This is a genomic window from Burkholderia sp. LFS061 (assembly GCF_047978125.1).
In the GTDB taxonomy this organism is placed as follows: domain Bacteria; phylum Pseudomonadota; class Gammaproteobacteria; order Burkholderiales; family Burkholderiaceae; genus Burkholderia; species Burkholderia pyrrocinia_C.
On the sequence record NZ_JBFPFS010000009.1, the window covers coordinates 210190 to 225187 of the forward strand.

Below are 14998 nucleotides of genomic sequence, written 5' to 3' on the forward strand. Positions count from 1 at the left end.
CCAAACCATTCGACGCTGATCAACAATGGAGCCTGTTCCAATCCGCCAACGCTCCCGCCCCGTATGGACCATCTGCAAGCAATGCGCATCTTCGCGCGCGTCGCCCATCTCGGCAGCTTTACGAAAGCGGCCGAGCAGTTGCAACTGCCGCGCCCGACGGTGAGCAACGCCGTCCAGTATCTGGAAAAGCACCTGAATATCCGCTTGCTGCAGCGCACGACGCGGCGCGTCGCGCTGACCGCCGAGGGCGCGACCTATTACGAGCGCTGCGTGCAGTTGCTGGTCGATCTCGACGATGCGGAATCGCTGTTCGAGGACGCCCGCGCGTCGCCACGCGGCGTGATCCGCGTCGACCTGCCCGAGCGCTTCGCGCTGAACCAGGTGATTCCGGCACTGCCGGATTTTCATGCGCGCTACCCGGACCTGCGCGTCATGATCAGCACGACCGACCGCTTCGTCGATCTCGTCTCCGACGGCATCGACTGCGCGGTGCGGGTCGGCGTGCTGTCCGACACGTCGCTCGTCGCGCGGCGGATCGGCGAGATGGCGCAGATCAACTGCGCGTCGCCCGCGTATCTCGCGCGCCACGGCACGCCGAGATCGCCGGACGAACTGCCCGACCACGTCGCGGTCGGCTATTTCTCGAGCCGCACGGGCCGCGAGCTGGACTGGGAATATGCAGACATGGATACGGGCGAGCTGCACGCGGTGAAGATGCGCAGCATCGTGTCGGTGAACAGCTCGCAGGCGTATCTCGCGTGCTGTCTCGCCGGCCTCGGGCTGATCCAGGCGCCGCGCGACGGGCTCGCGCCGCTTTTCGCCGACGGCTCGCTGGTCGAGGTGCTGCCGGAATGGCATGCCGAGCCGCTGCCCGTGTCGGTGGTGTTCCCGCACGGGCGCCATCTCGCGCCGCGCGTGCGGATCTTCGTCGACTGGCTCGCGGAAACGCTCGGCGGCACGCGCCAGGCGGGCTGACAAGGGCCTGCATAGGGGCACTCGGCCCCGGCCGCCCCCCGTTCAGAACTTGTGGCGGATCGCGGCGCGCACCGCGAACTGGTTCGACGACGACGACGGCCCGTCCGTCCCGACGACGTAGCCGCCGTCGGCCGCCGTGCCGGTCTTGTCGCCGCCGACCTTCTGCCACGCGCCCTGCAGATAGACGTCGGTTCGCTTCGACAGGCTGTAGTCGGCCATCAGGCCGACCGTGTGGTACTTCGGCTTGAACGTGCCGGCCGCGGCATCGAACTTGCCGTCCGTGTATACGTACTGCGCGCCGAGATAGAAATCGGGCGTGAGCTGGTACTTGCCGTTGATCTCGAAGTTCTGGAACTTCGTCGCGGTCAGCCCGAGGCCAGCGAACGTCGAGGCCGGCAGGTAGACGGTCGACACCGGGTTCTTCACGTCCGTCTTCGTGTAAACGAAGCCGACCGTTGCCGGGCCGAACGTGTAGTTGACGCCGCCGCCGAAGATGCGCAGGCGATCGGCAACGAAGTTCGCGTCGTCGGCCGCGATCGCGCCCGCGCTGCCGACGCCCGGGTTGTTCGCCTGCAGGTACGCGGCCGCGACCTGCAGCCCGGCCAGCGAATACTGCGCACCGATGCTGTACTGGCGGTTGTTCGAGAAACCGGTGCTGTTGCTGAAGCTGTACGTGCCGCCGAACGTCAGGCCGTTCCAGTCGGGGCTCGCGTACTTGACCGTGTTGTTGACGCGGAACGAGTTGTCCGTGTTGTCGTTGTCGAACGGGTGCGAGAGCAGCGTGCCGCCCCAGTTGCCGTTCGCGGTCAGCGGCGCCAGATAGTCGACGACGGAATCGTACTGGCGGCCGAAGGTCAGCGTGCCGAAGCGCGACTCGCTCAGCCCGACGAACGCCTGGCGGCCGAACATGCGGCCGCCCTGGTTGAGCCGGCCGTTGTTCACGTCAAAACCGTTTTCCAGCGTGAAGATCGCCTTGAGCCCGCCGCCGAGATCCTCGCTGCCCTTCAGGCCCCAGCGGCTGCCCTGCGCGAAACCGCTCGCGAGCTGGTAATTCGTCTTTCCGACCCCATTGACGTTCACGTTGTTCGTGTAATTGAAGCCTTCGTCGATCAGGCCGTACAGCGTCACGCTGTTCTGGGCAAAGGCCGGCGCGGCGAAGGCAGCGAGCGCGGCGGCAAAAATGACGTGCTTCTTCATGACGGATCTCCGGAGCCGAGGGCCGGGCGGGCCGAGCGCCCGGCGAATGTTTGGTCTGTTTTGTGTGTGGCCCGCAGGGCGGACGACGCGGTGTGCGGCCGCGTGAGGACAAAATGGTGTCACGTCGCAAACCGTCCGTCCATCGGGGCAAGGAAACCGCGCGCAAAGCGTTGCGCTCTCCCAACTGCCCCGTTGCGCAGACAGCCTGACGGGGCTTGTCGGCAGCGGCGACCCGGCCCGCCATCCGCGTAAACCCGACAGGCGCCGCATCGGTGGCACAATGCGCATCCGTTCGCCATTTCTTCACGAAGTCATGCTTCACCCCGATTCATGCGCGGCGCGTGCCGGCCGCGCACGCGGCCCGCGCCGGGCGGCGGTCCGATGACCGCGCCTGCCCGGGCCGGCCGCTACGCCGAGCTCGATTTCTTCCGCGGCCTCGTGCTGCTCGTCATCGTCGTCGACCATATCGGCGGCAGCATCCTGTCGCGCGTGACGCTGCACGCGTACGCGCTGTGCGACGCGGCCGAGGTATTCGTGTTCCTCGGCGGCTTCGCGACCGCGATCGCGTACAACTCGCTCGCCGAGCGGCACGACGAGGCCGCCGCGCGCCAGCGCTTCATCCTGCGCGCGTTCGAGATCTACCGCGCGTTCCTCGTGACGGCCGGCCTGATGCTGCTGATCACGGCCGCGCTGAACGCGCTCGCGATCGACGGCCCGAACATGCCGACCAACGATCTCGACGGCCTGCTCCACAAACCGCTCGCCGCGCTGCGCGACATCCTGCTGTTCCGCCGCCAGCCGTACCTCGCGTCGGTGCTGCCGATGTACGCGTTCTTCGCGCTGCTCGTCCCGCTCGCGCTGCCGCTCGCGCGCACGCAGCCGTGGCTGATGCTCGCGTTCAGCGGATCGCTGTGGTACGCGGCGCCGCACGTCGCGCGCTTTTTGCCGACCGTTGAAGGCGCGCCGTGGGACTTCAACCCGTTCGCGTGGCAGTTCCTGTTCGTGCTCGGCGTGATCGCGCGCTGCCAGCCCGTCTACCAGACGCTCGCGCCCAAGCCGCAGGGCTGGCTGCTCACGGCCGCCTCACTCGCGATCGTCGCGGCCGGCGCGTACTACCGGCTGCGCATCGAGCCGTTTCCAACCGATCCGTCGATCAAGCAGAACCTCGGCGCGCTGCGGCTCGTGAACTTCCTCGCGATCGCGTGGCTCGCGGCCAAACTCGTGCACCTCGGCTGGATGAAGAAGGTCGCGCACGCGATGCCGTGGATCGGCACGATCGGCCGGCAGGGGCTGCTGTGCTTCGTAGCGGGCACCGGCATCTCGCTCGCGGTCGATTCGCTGCTTTACCAGGCGACCGAAGGCTATCTCGACGTGCCGCTCGGCCTGACCGCCGATGCCGTCGCGATGGGCCTGCTGTATCTCGTCGCCAAACTCTACGGGCCGCTCGTCGCGCGGCTGCCGTTCCGTTCGCGGCAATGACGCGCCGCGCCGTCATGCGCCGCTGCTACGATAGCCGGCGCCTCTCCTGAAACGATTCGCCATGCGCCGACTCGCCCTACCGTTCACCGTCGCCCTGATCGCCGGCTCCATCGCCACCGCCCGCGCCACGCCGGCCGCGCCGACGGGTTCGTCCGCGCCGCCGCTGGCCGCGCAAGCCACCCAGGCCGCGCCGGTCACGCCGGCCGCCCAGGAGCCGCCGGTCAACCCAGGCAGCAGCGTCGCGCTGCGCACGTTCCGGTCGGCATCGCTGAAGCGCGACTGGTCGTACACGGTCTACCTGCCGCCCGGCTATAACCCGGAAGGCGCGCGCTACCCGGTGATGTACCTGCTGCACGGCAATGCCGGCAACGCGAACGACTGGATCACGCAGGGCCGGCTGCAGGCCACCGCCGACACGCTGATCGAGCGCCGCGAGATTCCGCCCGTCGTGATCGTGATGCCGCAGGGCGGCACCGACTGGTACGTCGACCGCAAGGAGAAGATGCAGAGCGCGTTCCTCAACGATCTGCTGCCCGAAGTCGAAGCGCACTTCGCGGTGTCGAACCAGCGCGCGGGCCGCGCGATCGGCGGCGTGTCGATGGGCGGTTTCGGTGCGCTGCGCTTCTCGCTGCTCGAACCCGGCCTGTTCTGCGGTGCGATGCTGCTGAGCCCCGCGATCTATGCGAACGAGCCGCCGCTCAATTCCGCCGCGCGCTATGTCGGCGTGTTCGGCGACCGGCAGTTCGACTCGCGCGTGTGGCACGAGCTCAACTACCCGGCGCTGATGCGCGGCTATTTCGCGCGTAGCTGGCGCGTGCCGATGTTCATCGCCGCCGGCGACGACGACCTGACGATCCAGGCGGAATCGAGCGTGCTGTACACGCAGCTGCGCCGTGCGCAGAACCCGGCCGAGTTGCGCATCGTCGACGGCGGGCATACGTGGGACGTGTGGCGCGGACTGCTCGGGCAGGGGTTGAAGTACGCGCTCGAGTGCGTGAAGTGACGGCGGGCGGGCGTGGCCCCGCCCGTTTTCGTCAAGCCGGCCGATGCCCGGCCCATCGTCCGTCGACTGGCGCAATGCACTGCGCGCGCCCCGGGCGCGCACGCCGGGCTCAAAGCCACGTGCCGCCCTGCCGCTCGCTCGGCTCCTCGGCGAGCGCGTCGAAATCGTGGATCCAGTCCAGATGGTGCAGCACGCTGTCGCGTTCGGCCAGACGCGCGTTGCGCGCCTGCGCGGCCGGCCCGTCGGGCAGGTGCAGCACGTCGGCCGCGGAAATCGACGCGTACTGCACCTTGCGCGTACGGCCGCGACGCAGGCGCTCGTATGCTTCCTGCGCGCCGCGCCAGTTGCCCGGGCCGGCCTTCGCCAGTTGCGCCGCCAATACCACCGCATCCTCGATCGACTGGTTCGCGCCCTGCCCGTGATGCGGCACCAGCGCGTGCGCGGCGTCGCCGATCAGCGTCACGCGCCCGCGGCTCCAGCGGCCGAGCGGCGGCCGATGGAACAGCCCCCAGCGCTGGCTGATCGGCACGGCGGTGATCATCTGCACCACCGCCGGATGCCAGCTCCTGAACATGCGCAGTTGCTCGCCCTCTTCCGCCGGCATGACCCAGTCGCGCGACGGCCACGGTGACGGATGACGCTCGACCAGCAGGAAATTCTGGTCGCCGTTGTCGCCGATCGGATAGTGCAGCAGATGCCCGTGCGGCCCGACCCAGAACTGGATCGTGTCGGGATCGGGCAGCAGGTCCATGCTCGCGGCCGGTACCACGCCGCGAAAGCCCGAGCAGCCCGAATACAGCGCATCGTCATAACCGAGCATCCAGCGCCGCGTGATCGAGCGCGCGCCGTCCGCGCCGATCACGAGATCGGCTTCGACGCGCTCGCCGTTGTCGAACGCGAGCGTGACGCGATCGGCGTGCTGCGCGAGATCGACGAGCCGATGGCCGAGATGGATGCAGTCGAGACCGACCGCCTTCGACAGCACGGCCTGCAGATCCGCGCGATGCACGCCCCAGTAAGCGCCGCCGAATTGCCGGCGATAGTCGGGTTCGCCGCGATGATGGCCGATCACCGCACCGCTGCGCCCGTCGCGATAGACGAGGCCCGGGATGTCCGCACACACCGCGTCGAAGGCCGCACGCAAGCCCATGCGTTCGTAGAAGCGCGTCGCATTGGCCGACAGCGCGACGGCCGCGCCGACTTCGCGCAATTCGTCGGTCTGCTCGTAGAGCTGCGCGTCGATGCCGTGCTCGCGCAGCGCGAGCGCGAGCGTCAGGCCGCCGATGCCGGCGCCGACGATCGCGATTTTCAGGTTCTTCTGCATGATGAAGGTGTCTCCGATATTCAGATGTGGGGTCTGCGTGCTGCGCAGCGGTCATGTCGAATGCATGCGCCGTATCGGTAGTTTCAGGAGTGGACATTCATCCCGCAATAAAATGAAATGAATCTACTTCATCACCGAATGCAATGAGCCGGGCAATGCGAAACCCATGGAACTGAGCGAGATCGACCTGAACCTGCTGCTGCTTTTTCAGCGGCTGATGCAGGAGCGGCGCGTGTCGAGCGTCGCCGAGCAGATGAACATGAGCCAGCCGGGCGTCAGCAATGCGCTCGCGAAGCTGCGCCGCCGGCTCGGCGATCCGCTGTTCGTGCGCGGGCCGGGCGGCGTGGTGCCGACGCCGTTCGCGCTGCGTCTCGCGGAGCCCGTGTCGCACGCGCTCGCGACGCTGCACGCCGCGCTCAATCCCGAGACCGGTTTCGATCCGCTGCGCGCCACGCGCACGCTGACGATCGGCATGACCGATATCGGCGAAGTCGTGTTCCTGCCCGCGCTGCTCGAACACCTGTCGCAAGCGGCGCCGGGCATCGCGCTCAATACCGTGCGCAACACGAGCGTCAACCTGAGCGACGAGATGGCCGACGGCCGCGTCGATCTCGCGATCGGCCTGCTGCCGCAACTCAAGGGCGGGTTCTATCAGCGCCGGCTGTTCGATCAGCGTTATGTGTGCCTGTTCCGGCACGGGCATCCGCTCGAGGATGCGCGGCTGACAGTCGATGCATGGCGCGACGCCGAGCACCTGGTCGTGGTGTCGGCCGACACCGGCCACGGGCAGGTGGACGAATGGCTGAAGCGGCGCCGCGTGAAGCGCCGGGTGCGGCTGACGGTGCCGCATTTCATGAGCGTGGGCTACATCCTGCAGCGCACCGACCTGATCGCGACCGTGCCGGAGCATCTCGCGCTGCAACTCGCCGCGCCGTTTTCGCTGGGCTGGCGCGCGCTGCCCGTCACATTGCCCGGTGCGCCGATTCATATGCTCTGGCATACGCGGGTCAATCAGGACGAAGGGAATCGATGGCTGCGCGGCGTGGTGGTCGATCTATTTGCGGAGACGAGTGCGCGAGCGCGGAAGGCGGCACCCAGGCGGATGAAATAGTCGCGGTCATCGCGCAATCGAGCGGGCGGTACGATGTCGCTTGAGCTTGCTCCGGGCACATTTCGAATGCATTGACCGGGTGGCGAAGACATCGATCGCTCGCCCCTCTTTCCCAATTCAACCAGCAGGAAATCAAGCCATGTCTGTCACGAAGAAATTCGCAGCCGTCACGGGCGCCGGATCCGGCATCGGTCGTGCGGCGGCCGTCGCGCTCGCCCACGCGGGATTCACCGTCGCGCTGCTCGGGCGCAACGAAGCATCGTTGCGCGAAACGCAGGACGCGATCCGCGCCGCCGACGGCGACGCGCACGTGTTTCCCGCCGACGTCACCGACGAAGCGTCGGTCGACCGCGCGTTTTCGCAAATCGCGCAGCAGTTCGGCCGGCTGGACGTGCTGTTCAACAATGCCGGACGCAACGCCCTGCCCGTTTCACTCGGCGAATACGAATTCGACGTGTGGAACAGCGTCGTCGCGACGAACCTGACCGGCGTCTTTCTGTGCGCGCGTGCCGCGTGGCGCCTGATGAAAGCTCAGACGCCGCAGGGTGGCAGGATCATCAACAACGGCTCGATCTCGGCGCATGCGCCGCGCCCCGACACGATCGCGTACACGGCCACCAAGCACGCGGTGACGGGCATCACCAAGTCGCTTGCGCTGGACGGCCGCGCGTACAACATCGCGTGCGGCCAGATCGACATCGGCAACGCGGCGACGTCGCTCACGGAACGGATGACGCAAGGGGTCCCGCAGGCGGACGGCAGCCTGGCGCCCGAGGCGCGCATGGACGTCGCGCATGTCGCGAACGCGGTCGTCCAGATGGCGAATCTGCCGCTGGACACGAACATCCTGAACATGACGATCATGGCCACTGCGATGCCTTTCGTGGGGCGCGGATAAACGCGAGCGGCGCGACAGACGGGCACGACGCTACCGTCGTATCCGTCGATGCAGGCAGCGCCCCGGCCATGTTTCGTCAACCTGACTTGGCTTTCTTGGCTGCGGGCGACGGCTTGCGTACCACGAACTGACGGCGATCCTTGCCCCTGATCCAGAGCGGCGCATTGCCGCGCCCGCTCCATTCCTTCCCGCTCGCCGGGTCGCGATACCGTGCCGGCAGTACTTTCACGATATACGTACCTCGGCTACCGTTGCGGCCGACCAGGTCGCGATGCTTGATCGCATAGGTATCCATCAGCGAGTGAACCTTCGCGATCGCATCGATGCGTTCACGTGCGCGTGCGCGCTCGATTTCCTCGTCCAGTTCGGACAGCTCGACCACGAGCTGCGCATAGGTCTTGCTCACGCTCATCTTCTGCTTCCTGTCCCGCATCCGCATGCGAATCGACATGATTCGCATGACTAACGGACTGTTTTACAACGCCCCGTGACAGCAACATTAACTTGATCGCATGCGACGCATCGCTGCGCGCCGGACAACGCGACGCGAAGAGACGGACAATCCGCGGAACGCCGACGCCGCGGCATACACTCCGATGCCGCAAACAGACAGGCGCGTCCTGCCGAAACGATCGTCCACCCGGGACAAGTTCCCCGCTGGAGACATCCAGAAGCACCATCGCGCGCCGCATTTCACATATCAAGTGATATTTGAAGCCCAATCGTAATGGTATCCATCTCAAATATCAACTGATATCCTTCCCGCCATGAATACGGCGCCCCTTCCCCCGCGGCTGAGCCGCGAAGAAAGTCGACTGCAGACACGCGCACATTTGCTCGCCGCGGCAAAGCGGCTGTTTGTCGACCGCGGCTTCGGCGCCACGTCGCTCAGGGATATCGCGGCCGAGGCCGGCTATACGCAGGGTGCGTTCTATTCGAATTTCGCGAGCAAGGAAGAGCTGTTCGTGGAGTTGATGCGGGAGCGATCGAAAACGCAAGTGGCCGACATCGCCCGGGCGTTGAGCGACCCGTCCGCGACCGGGGACGAAATATTGAATGCGCTGGAAGTCTGGTCGCGGACCGTCGACGCCGAGCCCGAGTGGTCGGTGCTGGGCGTCGAGTTCAAGCTCCAGGGGCGTCGCAACCCCGCGTTCGCAGCGGCGTCGCAGGCGTTGCTTGACGGCCACCGCGATGGCCTCGCCTATTGCATCGAACAGATTTTCGCGAGGATGAAGAAAGTGCCGCCCGAATCGCCGGCCGTCCTGGCCGTGTCGTTCATGGGGCTCTCGCAAGGCCTGTCGCTGCAGCAGTCGATCCTGTCCGACGTGCCCATCGGGCACATGATCATGGTGTTCCTGCGCAGCCTGCTGGCGACGGCGGCGCCGGTGCGCTGACCGGCGAAGGTTCTGGTGGCACCGACGCTCGTCGCGAACAGCGACATGACGCTGGTGTTGCCGCAACGCCTTGCGCGGCATGTCGCGTTGTCGATGCCGGTCACGCTTGTGAAGCTGCCGGTCGAGGTGCCGCCGTTCGCGCTGTCGATGATCTGGCATGAGCGCACGCACGACGATCCCGCGCATGGATGGCTGCGGCAGCAGATTGCGGAGATTGCGCGGGAGATGGAAGTGTAGCTGTCGCGTGCAAACGCCCTGCGACACATTGATCCATGCTGAAGGCAAACTCCGCGAACAACGCGTCTTTGGCGTTGTGGCGGCCGTCGGCGCAGCAATACTGTTTATCGGATGAAAAATGACTGACGTACCGTATTTCTCCCAGTGGGAATCAAGGATGCTGATCGACAAGTTTCTGTCCGGTGAACTCCGTTCGGAAGACGATCCGCTCTGGCGCGAGTCGGGTGCCCACAATCCCGAAGAGTACGCTCGATGGAGCCCTCACATCTGCGGCATCGCATGCCTGAAGATGCATGCTCGCGCATCGGACGAAGCGCGTGTTCCCGTTGCTCGAACTGGTTCGCGACGCAGTGACCTTCGGCGTGTATCGCCCTGAACTGGGCGATAGCGGCAAACGCCTGCTATACCGACCGTTCGTGCAATGGCTCGGCGAGCGCTTTCAGATTCGAGGCAGCGTCGTCGAGCATACGGGATCGGCGGTCCTTGAAGAACGGCTTCGCGACGGACATATGCTCATGGCGTCGGTCCATCCAGGAATCCGGCATCAGGATTTCGAGCCGCCGGGGCGTGGCGGCCATCTGGTACTCGTGCTTGGCGTAGACGCAATGTCCGGTGACTGGATCTTTCATAATCCGTCAGGGTTTGAACGGGACACGCAGGAAAACGTGACGATGCGGCGCGAAACCTTCGATCGTTATTTTGCCAATCGAGGGATCTTGATCGCCCCCCAGGATTGAATCCGTACCCGCTTGTCGATGCCCCGAGTGTGGATCAATGCGGCCGGGTATGAATGCCGGGCGCCGGCCCTCTATCCAATCAAATACCCTCAAGCATCCGGATCTACCCTCTTATCTCGACGAACGGCGCCTCGAATTGCGGATCCGCTCGCGCCGCTCTCGCGCAAGCGATAGTTCGAGGAGGTCGAATGCATGCAGGTGCGCTTGTCTCGCGAGATTGGCATGGTGCCGGGCCCATTCGGACCGCGAGCCGATGTTGCCATCAGCCTTGTCCTGAAGGATCGACATCACGGTGTCGGCATGATCACGTGCCCGCTGGGCATGGATGCGAGCTTTCTGGATGCGACTACCGATTAGCTCCACCTGGGCACGCGTACTCGGAAAATGAGAGGTGGCCAGCGTCGAATACCGTACAGCCAATTTCTCAAGCTCCGCGGCGCATGCTACCGCGCCCGCGGCGGCAACGTTAGCCACGTGGACGCACTCGGTGGCGAAAGCATCGGCGAGTTTCGACGCCGAAGGCCGACCGAATCGACGCTTCCAGTACCAAGCGGGAATGCAAGCGTGGACGGCTGCTCGTATCAAGTTTGCAGTGCAATTGATTCGATTCGATCGGGCTGTTCTGGACATGGCGGACGAAAAGATGCTCTTGTCTGGACGTACCTTGACCCACGATTATTTACGTCTCGGCCTGGATCAGGAACGTCGTTCGATCGCGACCGGCAATCCAACGAGGTTCCCGCCCGCGCCCGCTCCAGACGGCGCCGGAGACGGGATCACGGTACTTTGCGACAGCCGGGCCACGCCGCCGACGTAGCTTGTACCGAATACCGTCGAAAATGTCTTCCGGCTTCAAATCGAAGTCGGCGATCAATTTCTGAATTTCTTTTACCGCACTCTGCAATTCCGTCTTGCGTGCAAGTTCAGCTTGAGTTTGCAGTGCTTGGATCTTGGCTTTCAGGTCCAGGTAGGTTTGCATGTCGTTTCCTCGGCAATGTGAGAATCGTGAATCTGGAAAGATTGCGCACGCATCGACCCAATCTGTTTCGCAATACATAATATTTAGCTTTGAATGTCCGCGATGCCGCGTGGAATAAAAAGCGCGATCGAGAGGGGAAATCGCGAGCCGCCTGTGCCGAGAGGTAATGAATCGCCGAACACAGGCGGAGCCAACGACCGGGGCTAGTCGATCCTGCGCGGAAGACTCGAGCGACTGACTGCCCGACGGCCCTCGGGCGTGCCGAGAGCGCAACCGCCACGGACACGAGATTCGGATGCCGTTGTCGATATCTTCGTCCGGAACGTGAGCAAGGACACGGCCGTCGTGCACCGGGTTTCGTTCAGACGACGATTTCGCTTCCGCGGCGGACTGCGAACGGCTACCGCGCCCCCCGTACATGCGCACAGTGGTGCGCTTATGCAAGCTGGCTCGGGATGCCGATGCTGTCGTAATCTACGTTCAGCCATGATGGTCTCTTGGTGTGTACCCCAAGGCCAGGCCGCAGGCGCCGCTCATTGATTGCCCTTCAGCTTCAGCCAGACCTTGTTGCGTAGTTGAAGTGCCGCAGGCGAGCACATCTTGTACGGCTTGAGGCGATCCTTGTATTGCTCGGGCGTCTTGGTCGCGGGGTTGTTCATCAGCGCAGGATCGATGTAGCGCTCCGACCCGACGATCTCGTTGCTGTACCGAATCGCGTTCGTCACCAGTGCAATGTTCTCGGGCCGCATCATCCAGTCGACGAACTTGTAGGCCGATTCGACGTTTCGCGCTTTTGCCGGGATAAGCAGACTATCCATGAACAGCCGGACGCCCTCTTTCGGATACACGAACCGGATGGTCGGCAGACGATCCTGCGCGCGCGCAGCGGCACCGTTCCAGACGTGCTGAACGGTGATTTGCCTGGACGCGAGACGGTCGATCGTGCCGTCGTTGCTGTAGGTCTTCACGAAGGGCTTCTGCTTCTGCAGGACGTCAAGCACGCGCTTCGCATCCTCGGGACGTTCGGTACATTCGTCCTGCCCCAGATACCAGCTCGCGGCCATGTACAGCTCCTCCTCGACGTCCAGATCGCCGATCTGGCCGCGCAGCGCCTCGGGCGGCTCGAAAAAGGATTTCCAGCTATCGTCGAGCCGGCCACCCGGCACGCGCGCGCTGTCGTATGCAAACCCGGTCAGGACGACCGTAAAGGGCATCGCATAGTCCCGCTGAGGATCGAATGCCGGATGACGGTATTCAGGCTTGATGTTTGCGATATTCGGCAACTTGCTCTTGTCGAGCTTGAGCAACAGGCCGGATTTCACGAGCACCGGGACGTAGTAGTCGCCGGCCACCACGACGTCGTAGCCTCCTCCCCCCGCCTGCAGTTTCTGGGTCAGTGCGGCATCGCTTGCATAGGTGTCAAGCGTCGTCTCGATACCGGTATCTGCCTGGAACTTCTTGAGCAAGTTCACGGGCAGGATGCCCGGCCAGCTTCCGATATGAAGCTCGGCGGCCTGCGTCGTCACAGCGGCGAGGAGCAACATCGCCCCGATTGTTTTTTTCATACTGTTCCTATTGCTTGGAGATTTGCATGGTGTATCTCGGACTGCTTGGGCGTGGATCTTCTTTTGCCTCGAGCACCGATGACCCAGACCGCCATCAGTTGCACCGACGAAAGGCCGATGACGACGGTCGAGACAGCGCTGACCTTTGGGGTGATCCCGATCTTCATCGCACTGAAGATGTACATCGGCAATGTGGTCATGCCGGCGCCAGCGAGAAAGTAACTGGTGACGTAATCATTCATCGACGCGACGAACGACAGCAGCGCCCCTGCGACGATGCCGGGCAGCGCCAAAGGCACGGTGATTTGCCGAAATGCGGCCCAGGGTGTGGCCGACAGGTCCGCAGCAGCCTCGAGCAGCGTGCGATCGATCGTCTTGAGTCTGGCTTTGATCGGAAGGTAAGCAAGCGGCACGCTGAAGACCACATGCGCAAACAGGACGACGCCGAATCCGAGCTCGGTCTTGAACATCGAGAACAGCATCATCGTCGCGATCGCCAGCACGATTTCAGGTATGGCAAGCGGAAGCGCGACGAGAAGTCCCGCCCGGTCGAACCCGTGCCGATCACTTCTCGACCACCCGGCAACCGCCGCGCTCGTCGCAAGCACGGTGGAAAGCACCATCGACATCAACGCCAGAACGAGCGAGTTCTTCGCGGCACGGACCAGCGTCGGATCGGACCACGCCTCCTCGTAGCCGCGGATACCGAACCCGTCCCAGACGAGCGCGGACGGGCCAACGTTGAAGCTCATCCCTATCACGATCAGCATCGGCAAATAGAGGAACAACAGCACCGCGATCGCGATTGCCGCGGCCAACGGAAACCGGCGCAGTTCAGGCGAATTCATGAACGCGCTCCTGTCGTTGAAAGAGCGCGCCCAGCCGGGGCATGAGCATCGCTAGAAGCACAATCGCGAGCAACGCAAACGACATGGCGGCGCCCAAAGGCCAATCCCGGCCGCCGGCAAACTGGAAATCGATCAAGTTGCCGATCATGAACGCGTGATTGCCGCCAAGAAGCCCGGGGATCGTATAGGAACCCAGTGCAGGGACGAAGACGAGCCCTACGCCCGCCATGACGCCCGGACGGCAGCACGGCACAACCACATGGACAAGTGCGGCCGGCTTGTTTGCCCCCAGGTCGTAGGCCGCTTCGACCAGCCGCCAGTCGAGATCATCGAGCGCGGCAAAGATCGGCAGGACCATGAACGGTGTGAACGCATAGACGAGGCCGATCAAGGTCGCGAGATCGGTGTAGAGCAAGCCGAGCGGGCCGTGCATGATGCCGGCTCCGATCAAGATCCGATTCACCAGGCCGTTGTCTGCGATGACGATGATCCACCCGTACATCTGGACGACGACGCAGGTCCAGAACGGGATCGTGATCAGGATCAGCAACGCGGCTTTCCACTTCCGAGGGCGCGTCGCCATGAAAAGCGCCGTCGGGAAGCCGATCAGCAGACATCCCGCGGTGGCCAGCAGGGCCATGGTCATCGACCGGGCGAAAATGGCGAGATAGCCCCGCTGAAGGACAAGCGAACCGTCGAAGTCCCGATCGAAGACGACCCGCTCGTATGCCCGGGCAGTGAAGTCGCCCCACGCGACGCCGCCGAAGTCGAGCGGCACGCTGAGCGAGACCACTGCCAGGATGATCATGGGAAGAACAACACCCGCGACCATGACGAGCACCGCCGGGTTATACATCTTCCGCCATGATTTCAGCTTCGGCAGGTGGACCATAGGGACTTGACGCACTACCAATTACCTCAATTAGGCCGGTTCGATTGGCAGGAAGCGTATCAAATAGATCGCTCCATTTATAGGGGTTGCCCGTGCCGTTCGCGCCAATGTGTTACCCGTCAGCGCCAATGACATTATAAGTTTGGCGAACGGCATTTTATATTGGATTATTTCGCCAACAGAAATTCTCGTACTCGTGCAATTTAGATCGATGCTGGAACATTAAAGCGTTGACCAATCGTCAGGTCACCGGGAACGGTCACCGGGTACTGCGCCGCACGCCGGCGCCCCGATGGGCGCCCCATGTGGCGCCATGCGGCTTCGCCGATGGCTCGGCTAACCCCGGTCCGCCGCGGCAC

At 64.2% G+C, this 14998-nt stretch carries 16 protein-coding genes; 8 read left to right on the forward strand and 8 right to left on the reverse strand.

The annotated features are described in order from the left end of the window. The first annotated feature begins 63 nt into the window (after positions 1-63). Positions 64-975 (forward strand): LysR family transcriptional regulator, encoded by a 912-nt coding sequence (locus tag ACNQQL_RS11530; RefSeq protein WP_072439000.1) that lies wholly within the window; start codon positions 64-66, stop codon positions 973-975. Positions 976-1017: 42 nt separating this feature from the next. Here the strand turns inward: ACNQQL_RS11530 and ACNQQL_RS11535 are convergent, their stop codons facing one another. Continuing rightward, a complete protein-coding gene (locus ACNQQL_RS11535) occupies positions 1018-2172 on the reverse strand; it encodes a porin (RefSeq protein ID WP_347064196.1) in 1155 nt (384 codons plus the stop codon). Between the two features lie 381 nt (positions 2173-2553). On the opposite strand from ACNQQL_RS11535, the gene ACNQQL_RS11540 reads away from it, so the two are divergent. Beyond that, on the forward strand, positions 2554-3651 hold the full coding sequence (locus tag ACNQQL_RS11540; protein ID WP_347064197.1) for an OpgC domain-containing protein: 1098 nt from the start codon (positions 2554-2556) through the stop codon (positions 3649-3651). Between the two features lie 61 nt (positions 3652-3712). Continuing rightward, positions 3713-4654 carry an alpha/beta hydrolase gene (locus ACNQQL_RS11545; protein ID WP_072439005.1) on the forward strand — a complete coding sequence of 314 codons (942 nt, stop codon included), beginning with the start codon at positions 3713-3715 and terminating at the stop codon, positions 4652-4654. Positions 4655-4763: 109 nt separating this feature from the next. On the opposite strand, the gene ACNQQL_RS11550 is transcribed toward ACNQQL_RS11545, so the two are convergent. Beyond that, positions 4764-5978, reverse strand: a complete 1215-nt coding sequence (locus tag ACNQQL_RS11550) for an FAD-dependent monooxygenase (protein ID WP_347064198.1) — start codon at positions 5976-5978, stop codon at positions 4764-4766. A 166-nt stretch (positions 5979-6144) separates the two neighbouring features. Between ACNQQL_RS11550 and ACNQQL_RS11555 the strand changes: the two genes are divergently transcribed. Continuing rightward, entirely contained in the window at positions 6145-7089 is a 945-nt protein-coding gene (locus ACNQQL_RS11555; protein ID WP_347064199.1) for a LysR family transcriptional regulator, read from the forward strand. 139 nt (positions 7090-7228) lie between these two features. Next, the gene (locus tag ACNQQL_RS11560; RefSeq protein WP_347064200.1) at positions 7229-7987 is read left to right on the forward strand and encodes an SDR family oxidoreductase; all 759 of its coding nucleotides are present in this window, start codon (positions 7229-7231) and stop codon (positions 7985-7987) included. Between the two features lie 76 nt (positions 7988-8063). Here ACNQQL_RS11560 and ACNQQL_RS11565 read toward each other — a convergent pair whose 3' ends face one another. Beyond that, positions 8064-8399 carry an H-NS histone family protein gene (locus tag ACNQQL_RS11565; RefSeq protein WP_347064201.1) on the reverse strand — a complete coding sequence of 112 codons (336 nt, stop codon included), beginning with the start codon at positions 8397-8399 and terminating at the stop codon, positions 8064-8066. Between the two features lie 355 nt (positions 8400-8754). Here ACNQQL_RS11565 and ACNQQL_RS11570 point away from each other — a divergent pair, with 355 nt between their 5' ends. The 3 genes from ACNQQL_RS11570 to ACNQQL_RS11580 all read left to right on the forward strand — a co-directional run bounded on the left by ACNQQL_RS11570 (position 8755) and on the right by ACNQQL_RS11580 (position 10355). Next, positions 8755-9381 carry a TetR/AcrR family transcriptional regulator gene (locus tag ACNQQL_RS11570; protein WP_072439016.1) on the forward strand — a complete coding sequence of 209 codons (627 nt, stop codon included), beginning with the start codon at positions 8755-8757 and terminating at the stop codon, positions 9379-9381. A 15-nt stretch (positions 9382-9396) separates the two neighbouring features. Next, positions 9397-9618 carry a hypothetical protein gene (locus ACNQQL_RS11575; RefSeq protein ID WP_072439018.1) on the forward strand — a complete coding sequence of 74 codons (222 nt, stop codon included), beginning with the start codon at positions 9397-9399 and terminating at the stop codon, positions 9616-9618. A 317-nt stretch (positions 9619-9935) separates the two neighbouring features. Beyond that, positions 9936-10355, forward strand: coding sequence for a hypothetical protein (locus tag ACNQQL_RS11580; RefSeq protein ID WP_218173347.1), 420 nt, complete (start codon positions 9936-9938; stop codon positions 10353-10355). A gap of 111 nt (positions 10356-10466) precedes the next feature. Here the strand turns inward: ACNQQL_RS11580 and ACNQQL_RS11585 are convergent, their stop codons facing one another. From ACNQQL_RS11585 to ACNQQL_RS11605, 5 genes are all read right to left on the reverse strand, one after another. Beyond that, complete coding sequence (locus ACNQQL_RS11585; RefSeq protein WP_347064202.1) at positions 10467-10829, reverse strand: hypothetical protein; 363 nt, start codon at positions 10827-10829, stop codon at positions 10467-10469. Positions 10830-11034: 205 nt separating this feature from the next. Beyond that, positions 11035-11334 carry an H-NS family nucleoid-associated regulatory protein gene (locus tag ACNQQL_RS11590; RefSeq protein ID WP_072439020.1) on the reverse strand — a complete coding sequence of 100 codons (300 nt, stop codon included), beginning with the start codon at positions 11332-11334 and terminating at the stop codon, positions 11035-11037. A 533-nt stretch (positions 11335-11867) separates the two neighbouring features. Continuing rightward, positions 11868-12899, reverse strand: coding sequence for an extracellular solute-binding protein (locus ACNQQL_RS11595; protein WP_347064203.1), 1032 nt, complete (start codon positions 12897-12899; stop codon positions 11868-11870). Next, positions 12896-13747 (reverse strand): ABC transporter permease, encoded by an 852-nt coding sequence (locus tag ACNQQL_RS11600; protein WP_347064204.1) that lies wholly within the window; start codon positions 13745-13747, stop codon positions 12896-12898. Before ACNQQL_RS11600 ends, ACNQQL_RS11595 begins: the two co-directional genes overlap by 4 nt. Beyond that, positions 13734-14579 carry an ABC transporter permease gene (locus ACNQQL_RS11605; protein ID WP_347064221.1) on the reverse strand — a complete coding sequence of 282 codons (846 nt, stop codon included), beginning with the start codon at positions 14577-14579 and terminating at the stop codon, positions 13734-13736. Before ACNQQL_RS11605 ends, ACNQQL_RS11600 begins: the two co-directional genes overlap by 14 nt. Positions 14580-14998: the final 419 nt, after the last annotated feature.